This window comes from Stenotrophomonas tumulicola (genome assembly GCF_014117215.1).
Taxonomy (GTDB): Bacteria; Pseudomonadota; Gammaproteobacteria; order Xanthomonadales; family Xanthomonadaceae; genus Stenotrophomonas; species Stenotrophomonas tumulicola.
This window is the reverse complement of sequence record NZ_JACGXS010000004.1, coordinates 155,429-172,689: the sequence shown is the minus strand read 5'-3', so window position 1 is coordinate 172,689 and position 17,261 is coordinate 155,429. Positions and strand designations below refer to the sequence as shown.

Genomic DNA, 17,261 nt, shown 5'->3' with positions numbered 1-17,261 from the left:
ATGGCGGCATGCAGCCACCCGCCGACGGGGGCTGCCCCGATGCCGAGGCATATGCCGGCATTCCATGCTGGACCATCGTCCAGCGTGGAGACCTTCGCCCATGCCTCGCCATGCCCGCCTGCTGTTTCCCGGCCTGCCCTTCCATGTCGTCCAGCGTGGCGTCAACAAATGCGCCATCTTCGTCGACGACGTGGACCGCGAGCACTTCCTGCGCGTCCTGCACAAGGCCTTCGTCAAGCATGATGTCGCGCTGCATGCCTACGTGCTGATGGGCAACCACGTCCATTTCCTGGCCAGCCCGCGGAATGCCAGCGCGTTGGCCCATGCGATGCGGTCGCTCGGCAATGGGTACGTCCAGGCCTTCAACCTGCGCCACGGACGTTCGGGGCCCCTGTGGCAGGGACGGTTCCATTCCAGCATGGTGGACAGCGATCGCTATCTGTTGGCGGTCTATCGCTACATCGAGCTCAATCCCGTACGTGCGGCCCTGGTGGAGCGTGCCGAACACCACCGCTGGTCCAGCGTGCACGGCAACCTGGGGAATCGACGCGATCCGCTGCTGGTGCCACATCCCGGCTTCCTTGCACTCGGCGTAACGGCCGAAGAACGCAGCTTGCGCTATCAGGCGTTCCTTCGGGACCACGATGCGCACGCCGACGCCGCCAGAATCGGCGAACATGGAAGAAAACAATGCCCGCTGGGCGATGCGCGTTTCCTGGAAATGCTGCAGGAGACGCTCGGGCGGCCGGTGACGCTGCGCCGTCCGGGACGCCCGCGAAAATCCGAAGCCGGCAACGAATGAACTGCAGGGGACGGAGGGGTGGCGAAAATGACTTAATCCCCTCCGTCCCCTTTTTCAGCTGGAAATGGCCAGGCGTTCCTGCTGGTAACGGCGGACGGCGGCGTACCACAGCAGGACCGCCAGGCCCACGTTTGCGCTGAGGTAGATCGCCCAGACGACCGGGCTGATGGGCTCGTGCCGGATCACTTTCAGCAGCATCTGGTTCTGCGACAGGAACGGCACCGCGTACTGCCACAACACGCTTTTCAGCGGGTATACCAGCAGCGCATAGCTGGGCAGCATCGGCAACAGCATCAGCCAGGTCATGTGGCTCTGCGCTTCCTTCATGCTCTTGGAGGCGGCCGACAGGAAGGTCAGCAGCGAAGTGCCGATCAGCAGCATCGGCAGCATCACCAGCAACATCTGCAGCATCGATCCCAGGCCCATGTTGAGCTGGCGGCCTACGCTGCTGTCGGAAAGCTGTGCACTGAGCTTGAACGCCACCAGGGTCAACAGCAGGGACGCAAGGCCGACCGCGCAGGCAGCCGCGATCTTGCCGCTGACGATCGCGCTGCGGGGTGCCGGGGTGGCCAACAGCGGTTCCAGCGACTGCCGCTCGCGTTCGCCGGCAGTGGTGTCCATGACCAGATAGGCACCGCCCAGGAACGAGGTGATGGTCAGCAGCAACGGCAGCAGCATCGACAGCATCATGCCCTGCTTGGCCTCGGCCGAGGCCATGTCCTGGGTTGCGACGTCCAGCGGCCGAGCCACCTGCGCATCGATGCCGCGTGCCATCAGGCGCAGCGCGCCGACCTGGCCGTTGTAGGCCTGCAGCGCGGCCTTCAGGCGCGAGGTCGGCACGTCCGAAGCGCGCCGCGTGCTGTCCTGCAGGATCTCCACCAGGGCTGGACGCCCATCGCGCCAGTGCGCCTCGAAATCGTCGCTGATGCGCAATGCCACGTCGATGCGCTGCTCGGCGATGGCCTGGCCCAGGTCTTTCGGTGCATCGGTGGCGTTCAAGCCCTGGGCGGCGAGGAAGCGCACCAGGTTCGGTGCGTTCTGCGCGCCGATCATGGGGATTTCCAGCGGCTGTTCGATCTGGGACTTGACCCGGCTTTCGGCCAGCTTGCCCATGCCCAGGATCAGGATCGGATACAACAGCGGGCCCAGCAGCAGGGTCAGCGCCAGCGTGCGGCGGTCACGCGACAGGTCGCGCAGTTCCTTGCGCATCACGGTGAACAAGGTGGACATCATGCTCATGCGTGCAGCCCCTCTTCGGTGCCGATCAGTTTGACGAAGGCGTCTTCCAGGTTCTCCTCGCCTGCCTGCGAGCGCAGCTCATCGGCACTGCCCGCGGCCATCACCGTGCCCTTGGCGATGATCACGATGTGGTCGCACAGGGCGGCCACCTCCTGCATGATGTGGCTGGAGAAGATCACGCAGCGTCCTTCGTCGCGTAGGCCATGCAGGAAACGGCGCATGGCGCGGGTGGTCATCACGTCCAGCCCGTTGGTCGGTTCGTCCAGGATGACATTGCGCGGGTCGTGCACCAGCGCGCGGGCAATGGCCGTCTTGGTGCGCTGGCCCTGTGAAAACCCATCGGTCTGGCGGTCCAGGATGTCGGCCATGTCCAGCGCACGCGACAGTGCGTCGGTACGGCGGGCGATGGCGGCGCTGTCCATGCCATGCAACTGGCCGAAGTAGGCAATGTTCTCGCGTGCGGTCAGCCGCTTGTAGACGCCACGCGCGTCCGGCAGCACGCCAAGCCGGCGACGCACCTCGGCCGAATCGACATTGGCGTCGATGCCGTCCACCGTGACCCTGCCCTGGTCCGGGGTCATCAACGTATACAGCATGCGCATGGTGGTGGTCTTGCCAGCACCGTTGGGCCCCAGCAGGCCGGTGATGCGGCCGTCCTCAGCCCGGAAGCTGACGTCCTGCACCGCCTGGATGCGGCCGGTCCTGGTGTTGAATGCCTTGTGCAGGCTCTCGGCGACGATCATGGTTCCCATCCGTTGAACGAGGTGAACGCTGGCACGTGGCTCAGCGTGTCCAGGCAGCCGGCATCCACTGCCTTGGCGTCGGCGCTGTCGATGTACTGGCCCAGCAGGCGCGGCATGCAGCCGGCGTTGATGGTGCCGTGGCCCTGCCCGCGGGCGACGATGTGGCGGCCGTTGGGCAGGCCTTTCAGCACCTGGTCGGCGTAACGTGGCGGCGTCACCGGATCCAGTTCACCGGACAGCAGCAGAGTCGGCAGCTCGCTCTTGAAGGGCACGGCGCTGTCGGCGGCCGCGATGTCATGCGGCCAGGCCTGGCACGCGGCGAAGAACATCTGCGCGACATGCGGGCCCAGCAGGCGGTCGCTCTGCGCAGGCGGCTGGTAGCGGCCGGCGTCTTCGCTGCAGAGCACCGACCACTGCATGCCACGGCTGATCTGCAGGTCCATCGTGCGCGACGCATTGCGGCTGAGCGCGGCCAGCGGCGCATAGCGGCCGTGTGCGGCTTCGTCCAGCACCACCGGCAGCAGCGAGGACAGTTCCGGCATGTACGAGAAGGCGAATGCCAGCCCGATCACGCTGTCTGGCGTCAGTACATCCCGGCGCGCCTCGGCCGTGGCGGGATCGCGGAATTCCACGCTCACCGGCGCCGCCGCCAGCGCGTCCATCACCGTGCGCAGCTGGGTGCGCGTGTTGACCGGGAAACGCTTGGCGCAGGCCGCATCCTTGATGCACTGAGCCGACTGCAGGATGATCGCGTCTTCGAAGGTGTTGGCGAAATCGCCGCCGACCACCAGGTCATTGGGCACCACGCCATCGATGACCACGCTGCGCACCTGCCGTGGATAGCGTGCCGCATACCGTTGCGCCACGCGGGTGCCGTAGGAACCACCGACCAGGTTGAGCTGCTCCGCACCCAGCGCCTTGCGCACCGCCTCCAGGTCGTCGATGGCCTGCGAGGTGGTGTAGAAGCGTGGATCCGCGCGCCCTTCCAGCGATGCCGCGCAGCGGGCCGCATAATCGCGCACGTAGGCTTCGGTGGGCTCGGCGTTCTCGTCCATCGGCAGTTCCTTGCCGTCCGGCCCGAGGCAGGTCAGCGGGTTGGAACCGCCCGTGCCACGCTGGTCGACCAGGAAAATGTCGCGCTGCTTGCGTACCTCGCGCAGCGCGGTGCTGACCGGCAACGCCACGTCACTGGCGGCCTGGCCGGGGCCACCGGCGAGGAAGAACACCGGGTCGGGCAGGCCGACGGCACTGTTGTCCGGAGCCAGCCAGGCGATGCGCAGGTCGATCCTGCGGCCGTCCGGCCTGGCGGGGTCTTCGGGCACGCTCAAGCTGCCGCACAGCGCCTCGACGTTGGCCGCAGCGACCGATCCGGTCAGCGTGCAGGGTTTGAATCCGATCTGGCCGTACTGGCGCCCGGCGCCTTCGCCGTCGGCCGTGGGCGGCACGCTACAGGCCGCACATAGGACACTGGCCAATACACCGGCCAGCTTCAGGTGGTTTCTGGACATCTTCCTTGCTTCCCCCTTGCTGATGGTCATGCGACAACGACGCGCGCGCGCCGCGGATGTGACCACGTTACACGGTGGAGCGGGCATGGCCCACCGCGCCGGGCCCGATGTGGGGCCCCGGGCAGAACCGGCTGCTGATGGTGTGCGACATGCCGTTGTGGAAGTCCCTGTTTCCGGCATTCCGCGAACGGCAGCGGGCCAGGGACCCGCCCTACCGCTTTTCCCAGGGCGAGGGGCCTCGGTCGTTCAACCCGTCATTTGCTGGAAACGTACTTCTCGCGGCGGATCTGCGGGTTGCCCAGGCCGGCTTCCTTCAGCGCTTCCACGCAGGCGTCGACCATGTCCGGGTTGCCGCACAGGTAGGCGATGTCAGTGGCGGCATCCGGTGCCAGCCCAGCCAGTTGCTGCTGCACGTAGCCATGGCGCACGTCCGGGCCGGGGCTGGCCGGCAGCTCGCGCGACAGGCAGGGGATGTAGCGGAAGCCCGGATGCTGGGCCGCAAAAGCGTCGAAATCCTCGCTGTACAGCAGTTCGCCCGGGCTGCGTGCACCCTGCAGCAACACTACCTGCACGTCGCGCTCGGCCATGGCCGATGCCAGCAGCGGCAGCATGGAGCGGTACGGCGTGACGCCGGTGCCGGTGGCGATCAGCAGGTAGCGCCGGTTCTGGTCGCCCGGCTGCAGGCAGAAGCGGCCGTAGGGGCCGCTGGCGCTGAGCTGGCCGCCGATGTCCAGGCCCTCGAACAGCGCGGTGGCTGCTCCGCCGGGGACGAAGCTGACCGCGATGTCCACCGCCTCGCCCGGTCCCAGGGCGTGGTCGTGGACAGTCGCCAGCGAGTAGCTGCGCTTGGTCTGGGTGCCGTCGGCATACTGGAAATGCACCTGGATGAACTGGCCCGGCTGGAAGTCCAGCGGCTGGCCATCATCACGAAGGAACTGGTAATGGCCGACGGTCGGGGCCAGCATGTGGCGGTCGACCAGCTTTATGGGGAAGTGGACTGGCACGGCAGTGGGAACAGTGTGTAGCCGGGGCGAGCCCGTGGGGGGATCTATAATAGCTCCCCCTGCACCCCTCCATGCGCCACCCGCAGGCGCAAAGGCTTCGAGCTTGGCTTCCCTGAACGACAATGCGCCCGCCCTGCGCGTGCGCGATCTGCGCAAGACCTATGACAACGGCACCCAGGCACTGAAGGGTGTTTCGCTGGAAGTGGCCCCGGGCGACTTCTTCGCCCTGCTGGGCCCGAATGGCGCCGGAAAATCCACCCTGATCGGCATCGTCAGCTCGCTGGTGAACCTCAGCGAGGGCCAGGTGGACGTGTTCGGCACCGACCTGGTGCGCGAGCGCAGCGCCGCCATGCGCCTGATCGGCCTGGTGCCGCAGGAAATCAACTTCAACCTGTTCGAGAAGCCCTTCGACATCCTGGTGAACTACGCCGGCTTCTACGGCGTGGACCGCGCCGAGGCGGAAAAGCGCGCGGAGGAAGAACTCAAGCGCGCCTACCTGTGGGACAAGGCGCAGGTGATGAGCCGCACGCTGTCCGGTGGCATGAAGCGCCGGCTGATGATCGCCCGGGCGATGATGACCCGCCCGCGCCTGCTGATCCTGGATGAGCCCACCGCCGGTGTGGACATCGAGATCCGCCGCGACATGTGGCGGGTGCTGAAGGAAATCAACGCCGCAGGCACCACCATCATCCTCACCACGCATTACCTGGAAGAGGCCGAACACCTGTGCCGGAACCTGGCCATCATCAACCATGGGCAGATCGTCACCCAGGGCCCGATGCGCCAGTTGCTGGCCAAGCTGGACGTGGAAGGCTTCCTGCTGGATATCGACGGTGAGCTGCCCGCGCAGCTGCCACTGATCGAGGGCACCACGATGACCGCTACCGACGTCCACACGCTGGACATCGACATGCCGCGTGCGATGGACCTCAACCGCGTGTTCGCCGCACTCAACGCTTCGGGCATCCGCGTGCGTTCCATGCGGACCAAGAGCAACCGCCTGGAGGAGCTGTTCGTGCGCCTCACCGGCAACCAGGAGACGTCCGCATGAGCACCCCGATCCTGACCGACGGCCAGCGCAACCGCATCGCGCTGGCCACCGTGGTACGCCGCGAAGTGGCGCGCATCCTGCGCATCTGGGGACAGACGCTGGTGCCGCCGGCCATCACCATGACGCTGTACTTCCTGATCTTCGGCGGCCTGATCGGTTCGCGCGTGGGCGAGATGGGCGGCTACAGCTACATGCAGTTCATCGTACCGGGCCTGGTGATGATGAGCGTGATCCAGAACAGCTACGGCAACATCAGTTCGTCGTTCTTCGGCGCCAAGTTCGGCCGCCACGTGGAAGAGCTGCTGGTCAGCCCGATGCCGAACTGGGTGATCCTGTGGGGCTACGTGGCCGGCGCGGTGCTGCGCGGGCTGATGGTCGGCGTGATCGTGCTGATCATCGCCATGTTCTTCACCCCGGTGCGCATCCCGCATCCACTGGTGACGCTGACCACGGTGCTGCTGGGCGCGACGATCTTCTCGCTGGCCGGCTTCATCAATGCGGTGTACGCGAAGAAATTCGATGACGTGGCGATCGTGCCGACCTTCATCCTGACCCCGCTGACCTACCTGGGCGGCGTGTTCTATTCGGTGAAGCTGCTGCCGGGCTGGGCTGAAGCGGCCACCCATGCCAATCCGATCTTCTACATGGTCAACGCGTTCCGTTACGGCCTGCTGGGTACCAGCGACGTGCCATTGTGGGTGGCGTATGCGCTGATGCTCGGCTTCGTGGCGGCGCTCACCGCGCTGGCGCTGTGGCTGCTGCGTCGCGGCGTGGGCATGCGGAGCTGAGCTGGGCAGGGCGGGTCATGGACCCGTCCAAAGAGCGTGGCGACCAACCGCCTTCATCCCACCGTGGGCGGCAGGTCAGCGGGCACAATCGACACCATATCGATTTTCTACAAGGGTGGAATTTCCAATGCGCATCCTGATCCTCGGCGCCGGCGGAACCGGCGGCTATTTCGGCGGCCGCCTGGCACAGGCCGGCGTGGACGTGACCTTCCTGGTGCGGCCGACGCGCGCGGCACAGCTGCAGCGCGACGGGCTGGTCATCCGCAGCCCGCTGGGCGACGCTACCTTCCCGGTCGCCCACGTCACCGCCGATGCGCTGCCTGCCCTGGCTGCCGCCCAGCCGTTCGACCTGGTGGTGCTGAGCTGCAAGGCCTATGACCTGGACAGTTCGATCGAGGCCATCGCACCGGCCGTCGGCCCACGCACCAGCGTGCTGCCGATCCTCAACGGGCTGCGCCATTACGCCGCGCTGGACGCGCGCTTCGGCCGCGATGCGGTGCTGGGTGGGCTGTGCTTCATCAGCGCGGCCAAGGCCGAAGATGGCGCCGTGCTGCACCTGGGCAAGCCAGCCAAGCTGACCTTTGGCGAGCGCGACGGCGACAACGGCAGCGCCCGCGTGCTGGCCTTCGCCGCTGCCTGCGTGCAGGCCGGGCTGGACCATCTGGCCAGCGACCGCATCGGCCAGGAACAATGGGTGAAGTACACCTTCCTGACCGCGCTGGCGGCAGCGACCTGCCTGCTGCGCGCGGACATCGGCACCATCGTCGCCACTGACGATGGCGAAGCCATCGTGCGCGGCCTGTACGCGGAGTGCGTGGCAGTGGCTGAAGCATCGGCTGAACCGATCCCGTCCATCGCCCGGGAAACCGCATCGGGCGCATTGACCCAGGCAGGATCCGTACTGAAGGCCTCGATGCTGCGCGACCTGGAAGCCGGCCAGCAGGTGGAAGCCGGGCATATCGTCGGCGACATGCTGGCGCGCGCACGCGGCTTCGGCCAGGCGGCACCGCTGCTGCAGGTCGCGTACAGCCACCTGCAGGCCTACCAGGCCCTGCGCACGAGCTGACGGCCATGCTGGCGCCGGGCGAACTGCCGCGCCGCGTGCTGGTGCTGGGCATGGGTTACAGCGGTCGGGTCATTGCCTCGCGCTTGCAGGCGCATGGCGTGGAAGCCAGCGGAACCGTACGCGATCCCGCGTCGGCGGCGTCGGATGGGCTGCCACGGCACGCTTTGGCAGCGGGTCGCGCGCTCGAACCTGATCTTCTGTCGGCAGTGGCCCAGGCCGATGCTGTTCTCTGCAGCGTGCCGCCCGACGCCGACGGCGATCCTGCACTGCGACGGCTGTGGCCGGCGCTGCGTGCCAGCCCGGCATTGCGCTGGATCGGATACCTGTCGTCCACCGGGGTCTATGCAGGCCGTGACGGGGGATGGATATATGAGCAGTCCCTGGCCGACGGCGTCGGTATCGCTGCCACGCAGCGGCGGTTGGCCGAATCGCAATGGCGGGCGCTGGCGACCGAACGCGGCGCCGCGTCAGCGATATTCCGCCTGCCGGGACTGTATGGACGCGGCAGGAACGCGCTGGTGCAGCTGGCCGAGGGCCGCGCACGGCATGTGGTACGGCCGGGACTGGTGTTCAGCCGGCTGCACGTCGAGGATCTGGCCGCCGTGGTCATGGCCGCCATGATGCGCCGTGAACACGAAGCGTTGTATCTACCCACCGACGATGAAGCGGCCCCGCCGCAGGACGTGCTGGCGCATGCCGCGCGGCTCAGCGGGCGTCCGTTGCCCCCGGCACGGGCGTGGGACGACCCGGCGTTGAGTCCTGCGCTGCGGCGTTTCTACCAGGGCAGCAAACGCATCGACAGCCGTGACACGCGCGAGCGGCTGCAGTGGAAGCCACGCTTCAGCAGCTATCGCGAAGGGCTGCAGGACGCATGGGAAAACGGCGACGGGCGACCACCGCGGTAGCGCCGGGCCATGCCCGGCGAGCACGAAGCGCGGTATGTGGCATGCCACTCGCCGGGCATGGCCCGGCGCTACGCTGCTTCAACGTGCGGGGCAGATCGACAGCCGTGGCACGCGCGAGCGGCTGCAGTGGAAGCCACGCTTCGGCAGCTATCGCGAAGGGCTGCAGGACGCATGGGAAAACGGCGACGGGCGACCACCGCGGTAGCGCCGGGCCATGCCCGGCGAGCGCGAAGCGCGGTATGTGGCATGCCACTCGCCGGGCATGGCCCGGCGCTACGCTGCCACAAGCCTCATGGGATAGGCGGCAGGCGGAAAAAGCCGCGCGTGGCGGCGGTGGCATTGGCTGCGGCAACCGGAACCTCCTCGCCACGATCGCGCGCGAGTTCCTCGACGATGTGCGACAGGAACATCGGTTCGTTGCGGCGGTCCTTCGGCATCGGCTTCAACGTGCGTGGCAGCAGGTATGGCGCATCCGTCTCGATCATCAGGCGGTTGGCGGGGATGTGCTTCACCAGCTCGCGCAGGTGCGCGCCACGGCGTTCATCGCACAGCCAACCGGTGATGCCGATGTACCAGTCCTGATCCAGGTAATCGAACAGTTCCTGGCGCTCGCCGGTAAAGCAGTGCACCACCGTCGCGCCGAGGCGGCCTTCGAAGTTCTTCATCTGTGCCATGAAATCCGCATGTGCATCGCGCTGGTGCAGGAACAACGGCTTGCTTGCGCCATCGGCAGCCAGCACATCGGTCGCCAACTGCAGCTGGCGTTCGAACGCGCGATGCTGGGCGGGACGCGGCGCGAAATCGCGGAAATAATCCAGCCCGCACTCGCCAACGGCCACCACTTCCGGATGCGCATGCAGCGCGCGCATTTCGGCATCGCACTCGTCGGTGTATTCCACGGCATGGTGCGGGTGCACGCCTGCGGTGGCGAACAGGAAGCCGCGGTGCTGTTGGGCCAGTTGCAGCGCCAGCGGCGAGTGCTCGCGGCTGGCACCGGTGACCACCATCTGCACCACGCCCGCTTCGCGTGCACGTGCCAGCACCGCATCGCGGTCACGGTCGAAGGAGTCGTGGGTGAGGTTGGCGCCGATATCGATCAGTTGCATGGTCATCGCAGGGGGAAAAACGCCCGCGTAGTGTACCTGCCCTGCCCAGCCGCCCTTATCCTATGCACATGGACACGCCGACCTTTCCCATTTCCACGTTGCTGCCGCAGCTCCTGGCCGAACTGGAAATGCATTCGCGGCTGGTGCTCGAGGCGCCGCCTGGCGCCGGCAAGACCACCCAGGTACCGCTGGCCCTGCTGGATGCGTCCTGGCTGCAAGGCCGGAAGATCATGGTGCTGGAACCACGCCGGGTGGCCGCTCGCAGCGCGGCACAGTTCATGGCGCGGCAGCTTGGCGACGAGGTGGGCGGCACCGTGGGTTACCGCATCCGTTTCGAAAGCAGGGTATCGGCGCGCACGCGCATCGAGGTCGTCACCGAAGGCATCCTGACCCGCATGCTGCAGGACGACCCGATGCTGGAAGGTATCGGCGCGATCCTGTTCGACGAATTCCACGAACGCCACCTCCATGGCGATCTCGGCCTGGCACTGGCGCTGGACGTGCAGGCACAGCTGCGCGACGACCTGCGGCTGGTGGTGATGTCGGCGACCCTCGATGGCGAACGGCTGGCACGGCTGCTGGATGCGCCGCGGTTGAGCAGCGAGGGTCGCGGCTTTCCGGTCGACGTAAGCCACTTCCCGGCGCGCCGCGATGAGGCGATGGAACTGCAGGTGCGGCGCGCGGTGCAGCAGGCGCTGGCGACCCATCCCGGCGACATCCTGGTCTTCCTGCCCGGCCTGCGCGAGATACAGCGCGTGCAGGCCGGCCTGCGGGAAATGCTGGACGCCGGCGTGGAGGTGCTGGCGCTGCACGGCGAACTGCCGGTGGAACAACAAGGCCGCGTGCTGCAACCGGCCAGTGACGGGCGGCGTCGGGTGGTGCTGTCGACCAACGTGGCCGAATCATCCGTGACGCTGCCTGGTGTCCGCATGGTGATCGACAGCGGACTGGCACGCGAACCACAGTACGACCCCAACAGTGGCTTCACCCGGCTGGACCTGGTCAACATCGCGCAGGCATCGGCCGACCAGCGCGCCGGCCGTGCGGGTCGCGTTGCCGAAGGCTGGGCATGGCGGTTGTGGCCACAATCACAGCGACTGGAACCACAACGACGCGCCGAGATCGAACAGGTGGAGCTGGCCGGCCTGGCGCTGGAGCTGGCCGCCTGGGGAAGCAGTGAACTGTGCTTCGTCGATCCGCCACCCGCCGGTCCCTTGGCCGCAGCGCGGGAACTGCTGCAGCGACTGGGTGCGTTGTCCGACAGCGGCGCCATCACCGCCATCGGGCGCCGTATCCTCGCGCTGGGCACGCACCCGCGGCTGGCGGCGATGCTGCTGGCAGCGGGCAACGACAGCAAGTTGGCATTGGCGGCAGACCTGGCCGCGCTGCTGGAGGCGCGCGATCCGCTGCGCCAGGGCGGCGACGCGCTGGCCACGCGATGGCGGGCGCTGGCCGCGTTCCGCACCGGTCGCGCACCAGCCGATGCCAACCGCAGCGGGCTGGCCGCCATCGACGCGGCGGCCAGGCAGTGGCGACGTCGCCTGCACTGTGACGCCTCGCCACCGGCCAGCATCGAAGCGCACCAGCTGGGCGATCTGCTGGCACATGCATTCCCGGACCGGATCGCCTTCCAGCACCCCAACGACCCCCTGCGCTACCTGCTGGCCAATGGCCGCAGCGCGCGCCTGCACGAGCTGAGCGACCTGCGCGGCGAACCCTGGCTGGTAGCCAGCGAGCTGCGCTTCGAGGCACGTGACGCGCTGCTGCTGCGCGCCGCACCGGTGGACGAGAACTGGCTGCGCCGCGCGTTCCCACAGCGCTTCACCCGCCATGATGAAGTGCGCTGGGATGCCGAGCGGCGCGCCCTGGTGGCGGTACGGGAGACCCGCTTCGACCGCATCGTGATCGACAGCCGCTCGGCAGGCCGGGTGGATCCGGCGCTGGCCGCGCACGCACTGACCGAGGCGGTGGCCGAACTCGGCCTGCAGGCCCTGCCATGGACCGACGGACTGCGCCAATGGCAGGCGCGGGTGGAGTCGCTGCGCCGGTGGATGCCGGAACTGGACTTGCCCGACTGCGGCGATGCGGCATTGCTGGCCAGCCGCGGCCGTTGGCTGCAGCCGGCCTTCGCCGGGCGCACGCGGCTGGATGCGCTGGATGAAGCAGCCTTCGGCGACGCCCTCAAGTCGCTGCTGGACTGGTCGCAACGACAGGCCGTGGACCGGCTTGCCCCCGTCCGTATCAGCGTGCCGTCCGGGCTGGAGCGCGCGATCTGCTATGCCCTGGACAGCGAAACCGGCGCGCCGCTGCCCCCGGTGCTGGCGGTCAAGCTGCAGGAGCTGTTCGGACTGGCCGACACCCCGCGCATCGCCGAGGGGCGCGTACCGCTCATCCTGCACCTGCTGTCTCCCGGTGGCCGCCCGCTGCAGGTCACCGGCGACCTGCGCAGTTTCTGGGCCAGCACCTATGCCGAAGTCAGGAAAGAAATGAAGGGACGCTACCCGCGACACCCTTGGCCGGACGACCCGTGGACCGCCACCGCTACCCACCGCGCCAAACCACGTGGTACGTGAGGGGAGTAACGTCGGCGTTTTCGCGCCCGATCCTGAACGGCCGCTCCAGAGTCACGCCACGCATCACCCTGCCTGACATACCGTTTACAGCATCCGCGCGACACTGCGCTTCGACCCGAGGCTAAGGACCCCCCCACATGAGCAGACTCACCGTGATCACCGACCGCGCGCTGGAGCGTGCGCTGGACCTGGCCCACAGCGCGGGCGATGGCATCAAGCAGGCTGGCGGCAACATCGGCGGCAGCCTGCGCCACCTGGGGCCCACCGCCACCGACTGGATCAAGACCGGCGCCGCGATCGGCGCGGTCAGGACCGGCGGCAAGGCGGCGACCAAGCTGGCCCGACGCAACCCGGCGGTGACGATTGCCGCTGCCGCCGTCGGTGTCGGCCTGCTGGGTTATGCGCTGTACCGCAAGCAACAGAAGAAGAAGCTCGCCAACGGCCAGGTGGTCGACGGGCAGGCGCAGCGGGTCACCGCCCGCGACCGCCGCGCCGATACCGTAGTGGACGAAAGCAGCGATATCGGCAGCGATACCTGACGGCGGATGGCGGCCTGCGCCGTCTGTCATGCAATATACGAAGGACGCGGCCCAGGCTGCGTCCTTCGTCGTTTCAGGCCATTGCTACATGACGGAATTGACGCTGGCCGCAAACATACGGCACCGGCACAGTCAGGATCACCCCCTTCTGGATGTCGACCACGATGCTTGATGCCCCTGCACCCACCACATCAGCGCAGCCATTCAGAGGCCATGCAAATGCTGTGCGGGCTTTCCCTGCGATCAATCCACCTGCCGCCATTGGCCCGGCTGCAGTTCGTCCAGGCGATACGACCCGATGGACGCACGTACCAGCCGCAAGGTAGGCAAACCCACCGCCGCCGTCATGCGCCGGACCTGGCGATTTCGTCCTTCGCGCAAGGTCACGGCAAGCCAGGCATCGGGCACGGTCTTGCGGAAGCGGACAGGCGGGTCGCGCGGCCATAAAGCCGGCGCGTCCATGCGTTCCACCCTGGCAGGCAAGGTCGGGCCATCGTTGAGCACCACGCCGCGGCGCAGTCGCTCCATCTGCTCTTCGCGTGGCTCGCCTTCCACCTGGACCCAGTAGGTCTTGTCTGCTTTATGTCGTGGGTCGGTCAACCGGTGCGCCAGGCCACCGTCATCGGTGAGCAGCAGCAGGCCTTCGCTGTCGTGATCCAACCGCCCAGCGGCATAAACATCCCTGGGCAACCCATAGCCGGCCAGCGTGGGCCGCGGCGGCACGCTGCGGTCGGTGAACTGGCACAGGACGTTGAAAGGCTTGTTGAAGAGGATGAGGGCCATGGGGTCTGGTGTTTTTCGGGCAGCTGGGACGTCGTGTCGCGAACGCACATTGCCTCCATCGCGACAAGGCAGGCACGCTCGGCTGAAGGACGCCTCCAAGTCTGACGCATCACTCCCGATCCGTCACAGCGTGTTCCGTGGCCACGCCCGCTGTACGTTGCCTGCAGCCCGGCCACATCCACCCGTGAGCCACGACATGCATGCTGGATTTCCGCCAACATCGCCCGCGTGGCCGCGGGACGCCGTGCCCGGCCAGGGGCTCCGCCCGGCCGGCGATACAAACCCAACGCTGGCCCCGCCTGTCACGGTATCGAATGCGCCGGTCGTTGCAGCGCCTGCCACGGATCCGGCCGCGCCAGGACTCCCCTCCTTCGTCGCGATGGCATCGGCAATCGAACGCGACCGGGCCTTTCTTGCCCGCCGCAGCGCGGACATGCCCGATCTGGTGAGACCGGTGGACGAGCGTTTCCCCGGCGCGACAATACGGCTGATCGAGGCAGGCCGCTGGACCTTGGACAACGCCACCCTGCTGCCGCTTCGATTGAGCCCCGGGACCGGCGCACTCGAAGCAGGTATCGCGCTGCTGCATTCCCTGTCTTCATCGCGCATGGGCAATGCACCTGAACTGCTCGACATGGCGGCCACCGGCTACGTGTCCATCCTGCATGACATCGCCAGAGGGACACCCAGCGAAACAATGCGTCCGCTTGCCGAATTCATTGCACCGCTGGTGAACCGGATCGAACGCGTCGAGGCGGATCTGATCCAACGCTTCCAGCGCCTGTCCGATGCCTACGCATGTCAGTTGCAACAGGACGCACGGCACCTGGTGGCACGCGTGCTGCATTGGCTGTCGCACGCTCCCTGTGCGCCGGACGAGCGCATGGCCAGCTTCGGCGCCTGGGCGGTGGCGCAGACGCGGACACCAGACTGTCCGGCCGCGCTGCGCAACGCCGTCATTGCCAGCGGCCACCCCGACGACGCCCGCTGCGTCGGCGCGGCCATCGTGTCACAGCTCGGTCTCCATCGGCATCAGGACGCCGCCGCCACGCATTACGCAACGGCCCTGGCGTTGTGCCATGGAATCAACCACGAACACACCCCGTACGCCCGCGACGCCCTGTCCTGGCTGCTTGGCGAATCCATCAATCCTTCGGCTTGATGAAGCGCAACGTCATCCGGTCGCTTTCGCCGATGGCCTGGTACTTCGCCGCATCTGCAGGGTCGTGGTTGTTGGACGGTGGCAGGGTCCAGACGCCGTTCGGATGATCCTTGCCGTCGCGCGGATTGGCGTTGACCTCGCTGCTGCCGGCCAGGGTGAAACCCGCCGCTTCAGCCATCGCGATCACCTGCTGCTGGCCAACGTAGCCCGTGTCGTCATCGTCGGCCACGTCGGCCCTGGCGCGATGTTCCACCACGCCCAATACGCCGCCGGGCTTGAGGACGTCATGGAAGCCCTTGAACATACCCTGCGCCTGGCCGGCCTTGCGCCAGTTGTGCACATTGCGGAAGGTAAGCACCACGTCGGCCGAACCCGCCGTGCCGAACACGGGCCTGGCCGGGTCGTACGCCACTATTTCACTTTTATCGAACTGTGCCGGCGCCGCCGCGAACTTCTTTTCCAGCCCGTCACGGCTGCGCTGCTGGAAATCGCGGCCGCGCCCTTCGGGTACTGCCTCCGGGTCCACGACGGCGGCGACATACTGCCCCTCGGAGCGCAGAAGCGGTGCGAGGATCTCCGAATACCAACCGTTGCCCGGGGTGATCTCCACCACGGTCTGCCCAGGCTCCAGCCCGAAGAAGGCCAGTGTCTGCGCGGGATGGCGGAAACCATCGCGCTTCACGTTGGCTGGATCGCGGTGGCTGGATGCGACCGCGGCCTGCAACGCCGGCGACACCGCCGTAGCGGGCGTTGCCGGACCGGCAGCCAGGGCAAGCGGCGGCGCGGCGACCAGCAGCGACGCCAGCACCACATGACAGGCACGTTGCAGCAGGACAGGTTTCATCGGCAGGGTTCCACGTTCGAGGATGTCGCGAGCCTAGCAGCCGGCACGCTCCAGGTGTTCACAAAACGTTAGCGGGTTTCCATGTGCCGGAACACAGTTTTGTGTCCATCAACGCAGCGCGGCAATGGCATGGCAATTATGCTGGTGTCTTCGTTCCCCAAGGAGATGCCTCCCATGACGGCAACCCGCGAACTCGGCCGCTCCGGCCTGCATGTGCGCCCCATCGCCTTCGGTGGCAATGTCTTTGGCTGGAGTGCCGATGAGAAGGCAAGCTTCGCCCTGCTGGATGCGTTCGTCGATGCAGGCTTCAACCTGGTCGATACCGCAGATGCGTATTCGGCCTGGGTGCCCGGCAACCAGGGCGGTGAATCGGAGACGCTGATCGGCAAGTGGTTCGCCCGCAGCGGCAAGCGCGACAAGATCGTGCTGGCGACCAAGGTCGCGAAATGGTCCGAGCGTCCCGGCCTGTCCACGGACAACATCAATGCGGCAGTGGAAGATTCACTGCGGCGCCTGCAGACCGATTACATCGACCTGTACCAGGCGCACGAGGACGATGAGTCGACCCCGCTGGAATCCACCCTGGGCGCCTTCGCACGGCTGATCGAGCAGGGCAAGGTCCGCGCCATCGGCGCCTCCAACTACAGTGCCGAGCGTCTGGCCGATGCGCTGAAGGTGTCGGCCGACTACAAACTGCCACGCTATGAAACCCTGCAGCCGGAGTACAACCTGTACGACCGCGCTGGTTACGAAGCCGGGCTGGAAGCCGTGGTACAGCGCGAACAACTCGGCGTGATCAGCTATTACTCGCTGGCCAGCGGCTTCCTCAGCGGCAAGTACCGCCGCAGCGAGGATGCGGCCAAGAGCCCCGCCCGTGGCCAGGCCGTGGTGGAGAAGTACCTCAATCCCCGCGGCAAACGCATCCTGGCCGCGCTGGATGACATCGCCGGCAAGCACGCCGCGACGGCGTCGCAGGTCGCGCTGGCCTGGCTGATCGCGCGGCCGTCGGTCACCGCACCGATCGTCAGCGCCACCAGCGTGGAACAGCTGCATGATGTGCTGGCGGCGACCAGCCTGGCCCTGTCGGCGCAGGATGTACGCGAGCTGGATGAGGCCAGCGCCTGGGAAACCGCGCCTGCGCCCTGACT

The 17,261-nt window shown here is 67.2% G+C and carries 17 protein-coding genes; 10 read left to right on the top strand and 7 right to left on the bottom strand.

Annotation, left to right across the window (positions count from 1 at the left end; translation table 11 throughout):
- The first annotated feature begins 100 nt into the window (after window positions 1-100).
- A complete protein-coding gene (locus H4O11_RS10260) occupies window positions 101-802 on the top strand; it encodes a transposase (protein WP_182339320.1) in 702 nt (233 codons plus the stop codon).
- Between the two features lie 54 nt (window positions 803-856).
- Here the strand turns inward: H4O11_RS10260 and H4O11_RS10255 are convergent, their stop codons facing one another.
- The 4 genes from H4O11_RS10255 to H4O11_RS10240 form a co-directional block, all read right to left on the bottom strand.
- Window positions 857-2,041 (bottom strand): ABC transporter permease, encoded by a 1,185-nt coding sequence (locus H4O11_RS10255; RefSeq protein ID WP_182339319.1) that lies wholly within the window; start codon window positions 2,039-2,041, stop codon window positions 857-859.
- A complete protein-coding gene (locus H4O11_RS10250) occupies window positions 2,038-2,784 on the bottom strand; it encodes an ABC transporter ATP-binding protein (protein WP_182339318.1) in 747 nt (248 codons plus the stop codon). Before H4O11_RS10250 ends, H4O11_RS10255 begins: the two co-directional genes overlap by 4 nt.
- Window positions 2,781-4,292, bottom strand: a complete 1,512-nt coding sequence (locus tag H4O11_RS10245; RefSeq protein WP_182339317.1) for an alpha/beta hydrolase — start codon at window positions 4,290-4,292, stop codon at window positions 2,781-2,783. The genes H4O11_RS10250 and H4O11_RS10245 overlap by 4 nt, the downstream gene beginning before the upstream one ends.
- Before the next feature lie 254 nt (window positions 4,293-4,546).
- On the bottom strand, window positions 4,547-5,296 hold the full coding sequence (locus tag H4O11_RS10240; RefSeq protein WP_182339316.1) for an FAD-binding oxidoreductase: 750 nt from the start codon (window positions 5,294-5,296) through the stop codon (window positions 4,547-4,549).
- A gap of 139 nt (window positions 5,297-5,435) precedes the next feature.
- Between H4O11_RS10240 and H4O11_RS10235 the strand changes: the two genes are divergently transcribed.
- From H4O11_RS10235 to H4O11_RS10215, 5 genes are all read left to right on the top strand, one after another.
- Window positions 5,436-6,347 carry an ABC transporter ATP-binding protein gene (locus H4O11_RS10235; protein ID WP_461020728.1) on the top strand — a complete coding sequence of 304 codons (912 nt, stop codon included), beginning with the start codon at window positions 5,436-5,438 and terminating at the stop codon, window positions 6,345-6,347.
- On the top strand, window positions 6,344-7,135 hold the full coding sequence (locus H4O11_RS10230) for an ABC transporter permease (protein WP_182339314.1): 792 nt from the start codon (window positions 6,344-6,346) through the stop codon (window positions 7,133-7,135). The genes H4O11_RS10235 and H4O11_RS10230 overlap by 4 nt, the downstream gene beginning before the upstream one ends.
- A 127-nt stretch (window positions 7,136-7,262) precedes the next feature.
- On the top strand, window positions 7,263-8,201 hold the full coding sequence (gene panE, locus H4O11_RS10225; protein ID WP_182339313.1) for a 2-dehydropantoate 2-reductase: 939 nt from the start codon (window positions 7,263-7,265) through the stop codon (window positions 8,199-8,201).
- Window positions 8,202-8,206: 5 nt separating this feature from the next.
- Complete coding sequence (locus H4O11_RS10220; RefSeq protein WP_182339312.1) at window positions 8,207-9,106, top strand: Rossmann-fold NAD(P)-binding domain-containing protein; 900 nt, start codon at window positions 8,207-8,209, stop codon at window positions 9,104-9,106.
- A gap of 34 nt (window positions 9,107-9,140) precedes the next feature.
- Window positions 9,141-9,311: a hypothetical protein gene (locus tag H4O11_RS10215; protein WP_182339311.1), complete on the top strand. Its 171-nt coding sequence runs from the start codon at window positions 9,141-9,143 to the stop codon at window positions 9,309-9,311.
- Between the two features lie 85 nt (window positions 9,312-9,396).
- On the opposite strand, the gene H4O11_RS10210 is transcribed toward H4O11_RS10215, so the two are convergent.
- Window positions 9,397-10,212 (bottom strand): TatD family hydrolase, encoded by an 816-nt coding sequence (locus H4O11_RS10210; RefSeq protein ID WP_182339310.1) that lies wholly within the window; start codon window positions 10,210-10,212, stop codon window positions 9,397-9,399.
- A 68-nt stretch (window positions 10,213-10,280) separates the two neighbouring features.
- Here H4O11_RS10210 and hrpB point away from each other — a divergent pair, with 68 nt between their 5' ends.
- A complete protein-coding gene (gene hrpB, locus H4O11_RS10205; RefSeq protein ID WP_182339309.1) occupies window positions 10,281-12,785 on the top strand; it encodes an ATP-dependent helicase HrpB in 2,505 nt (834 codons plus the stop codon).
- Between the two features lie 137 nt (window positions 12,786-12,922).
- Window positions 12,923-13,324 carry a hypothetical protein gene (locus H4O11_RS10200; RefSeq protein WP_182339308.1) on the top strand — a complete coding sequence of 134 codons (402 nt, stop codon included), beginning with the start codon at window positions 12,923-12,925 and terminating at the stop codon, window positions 13,322-13,324.
- A gap of 243 nt (window positions 13,325-13,567) precedes the next feature.
- Here H4O11_RS10200 and H4O11_RS10195 read toward each other — a convergent pair whose 3' ends face one another.
- Window positions 13,568-14,107, bottom strand: a complete 540-nt coding sequence (locus H4O11_RS10195) for a pseudouridine synthase (protein ID WP_182339307.1) — start codon at window positions 14,105-14,107, stop codon at window positions 13,568-13,570.
- A 184-nt stretch (window positions 14,108-14,291) separates the two neighbouring features.
- Here H4O11_RS10195 and H4O11_RS10190 point away from each other — a divergent pair, with 184 nt between their 5' ends.
- Window positions 14,292-15,269 carry a hypothetical protein gene (locus tag H4O11_RS10190; protein WP_182339306.1) on the top strand — a complete coding sequence of 326 codons (978 nt, stop codon included), beginning with the start codon at window positions 14,292-14,294 and terminating at the stop codon, window positions 15,267-15,269.
- Here H4O11_RS10190 and H4O11_RS10185 read toward each other — a convergent pair.
- The gene (locus H4O11_RS10185) at window positions 15,253-16,113 is read right to left on the bottom strand and encodes a class I SAM-dependent methyltransferase (RefSeq protein ID WP_182339305.1); all 861 of its coding nucleotides are present in this window, start codon (window positions 16,111-16,113) and stop codon (window positions 15,253-15,255) included. The genes H4O11_RS10190 and H4O11_RS10185 overlap by 17 nt on opposite strands.
- Window positions 16,114-16,287: 174 nt before the next feature.
- Between H4O11_RS10185 and H4O11_RS10180 the strand changes: the two genes are divergently transcribed.
- Window positions 16,288-17,259, top strand: coding sequence for an aldo/keto reductase (locus H4O11_RS10180; protein ID WP_182339304.1), 972 nt, complete (start codon window positions 16,288-16,290; stop codon window positions 17,257-17,259).
- Window positions 17,260-17,261 lie beyond the last annotated feature (2 nt).

Excerpts from the sequence above, each read along its gene's own strand:
- H4O11_RS10210 (WP_182339310.1), bottom strand. The coding sequence starts at position 10,212 with ATGCAACTGATCGATATCGGCGCCAACCTCACCCACGACTCCTTCGAC.
- H4O11_RS10180 (WP_182339304.1), top strand. The coding sequence starts at position 16,288 with ATGACGGCAACCCGCGAACTCGGCCGCTCCGGCCTGCATGTGCGCCCC.
- panE (WP_182339313.1), top strand. The coding sequence starts at position 7,263 with ATGCGCATCCTGATCCTCGGCGCCGGCGGAACCGGCGGCTATTTCGGC.
- hrpB (WP_182339309.1), top strand. The coding sequence starts at position 10,281 with ATGGACACGCCGACCTTTCCCATTTCCACGTTGCTGCCGCAGCTCCTG.
- H4O11_RS10185 (WP_182339305.1), bottom strand. The coding sequence starts at position 16,113 with ATGAAACCTGTCCTGCTGCAACGTGCCTGTCATGTGGTGCTGGCGTCG.
- H4O11_RS10230 (WP_182339314.1), top strand. The coding sequence starts at position 6,344 with ATGAGCACCCCGATCCTGACCGACGGCCAGCGCAACCGCATCGCGCTG.
- H4O11_RS10250 (WP_182339318.1), bottom strand. The coding sequence starts at position 2,784 with ATGATCGTCGCCGAGAGCCTGCACAAGGCATTCAACACCAGGACCGGC.
- H4O11_RS10255 (WP_182339319.1), bottom strand. The coding sequence starts at position 2,041 with ATGAGCATGATGTCCACCTTGTTCACCGTGATGCGCAAGGAACTGCGC.
- H4O11_RS10215 (WP_182339311.1), top strand. The coding sequence starts at position 9,141 with ATGTGGCATGCCACTCGCCGGGCATGGCCCGGCGCTACGCTGCTTCAA.
- H4O11_RS10195 (WP_182339307.1), bottom strand. The coding sequence starts at position 14,107 with ATGGCCCTCATCCTCTTCAACAAGCCTTTCAACGTCCTGTGCCAGTTC.
- H4O11_RS10245 (WP_182339317.1), bottom strand. The coding sequence starts at position 4,292 with ATGTCCAGAAACCACCTGAAGCTGGCCGGTGTATTGGCCAGTGTCCTA.
- H4O11_RS10200 (WP_182339308.1), top strand. The coding sequence starts at position 12,923 with ATGAGCAGACTCACCGTGATCACCGACCGCGCGCTGGAGCGTGCGCTG.
- H4O11_RS10220 (WP_182339312.1), top strand. The coding sequence starts at position 8,207 with ATGCTGGCGCCGGGCGAACTGCCGCGCCGCGTGCTGGTGCTGGGCATG.
- H4O11_RS10260 (WP_182339320.1), top strand. The coding sequence starts at position 101 with ATGCCTCGCCATGCCCGCCTGCTGTTTCCCGGCCTGCCCTTCCATGTC.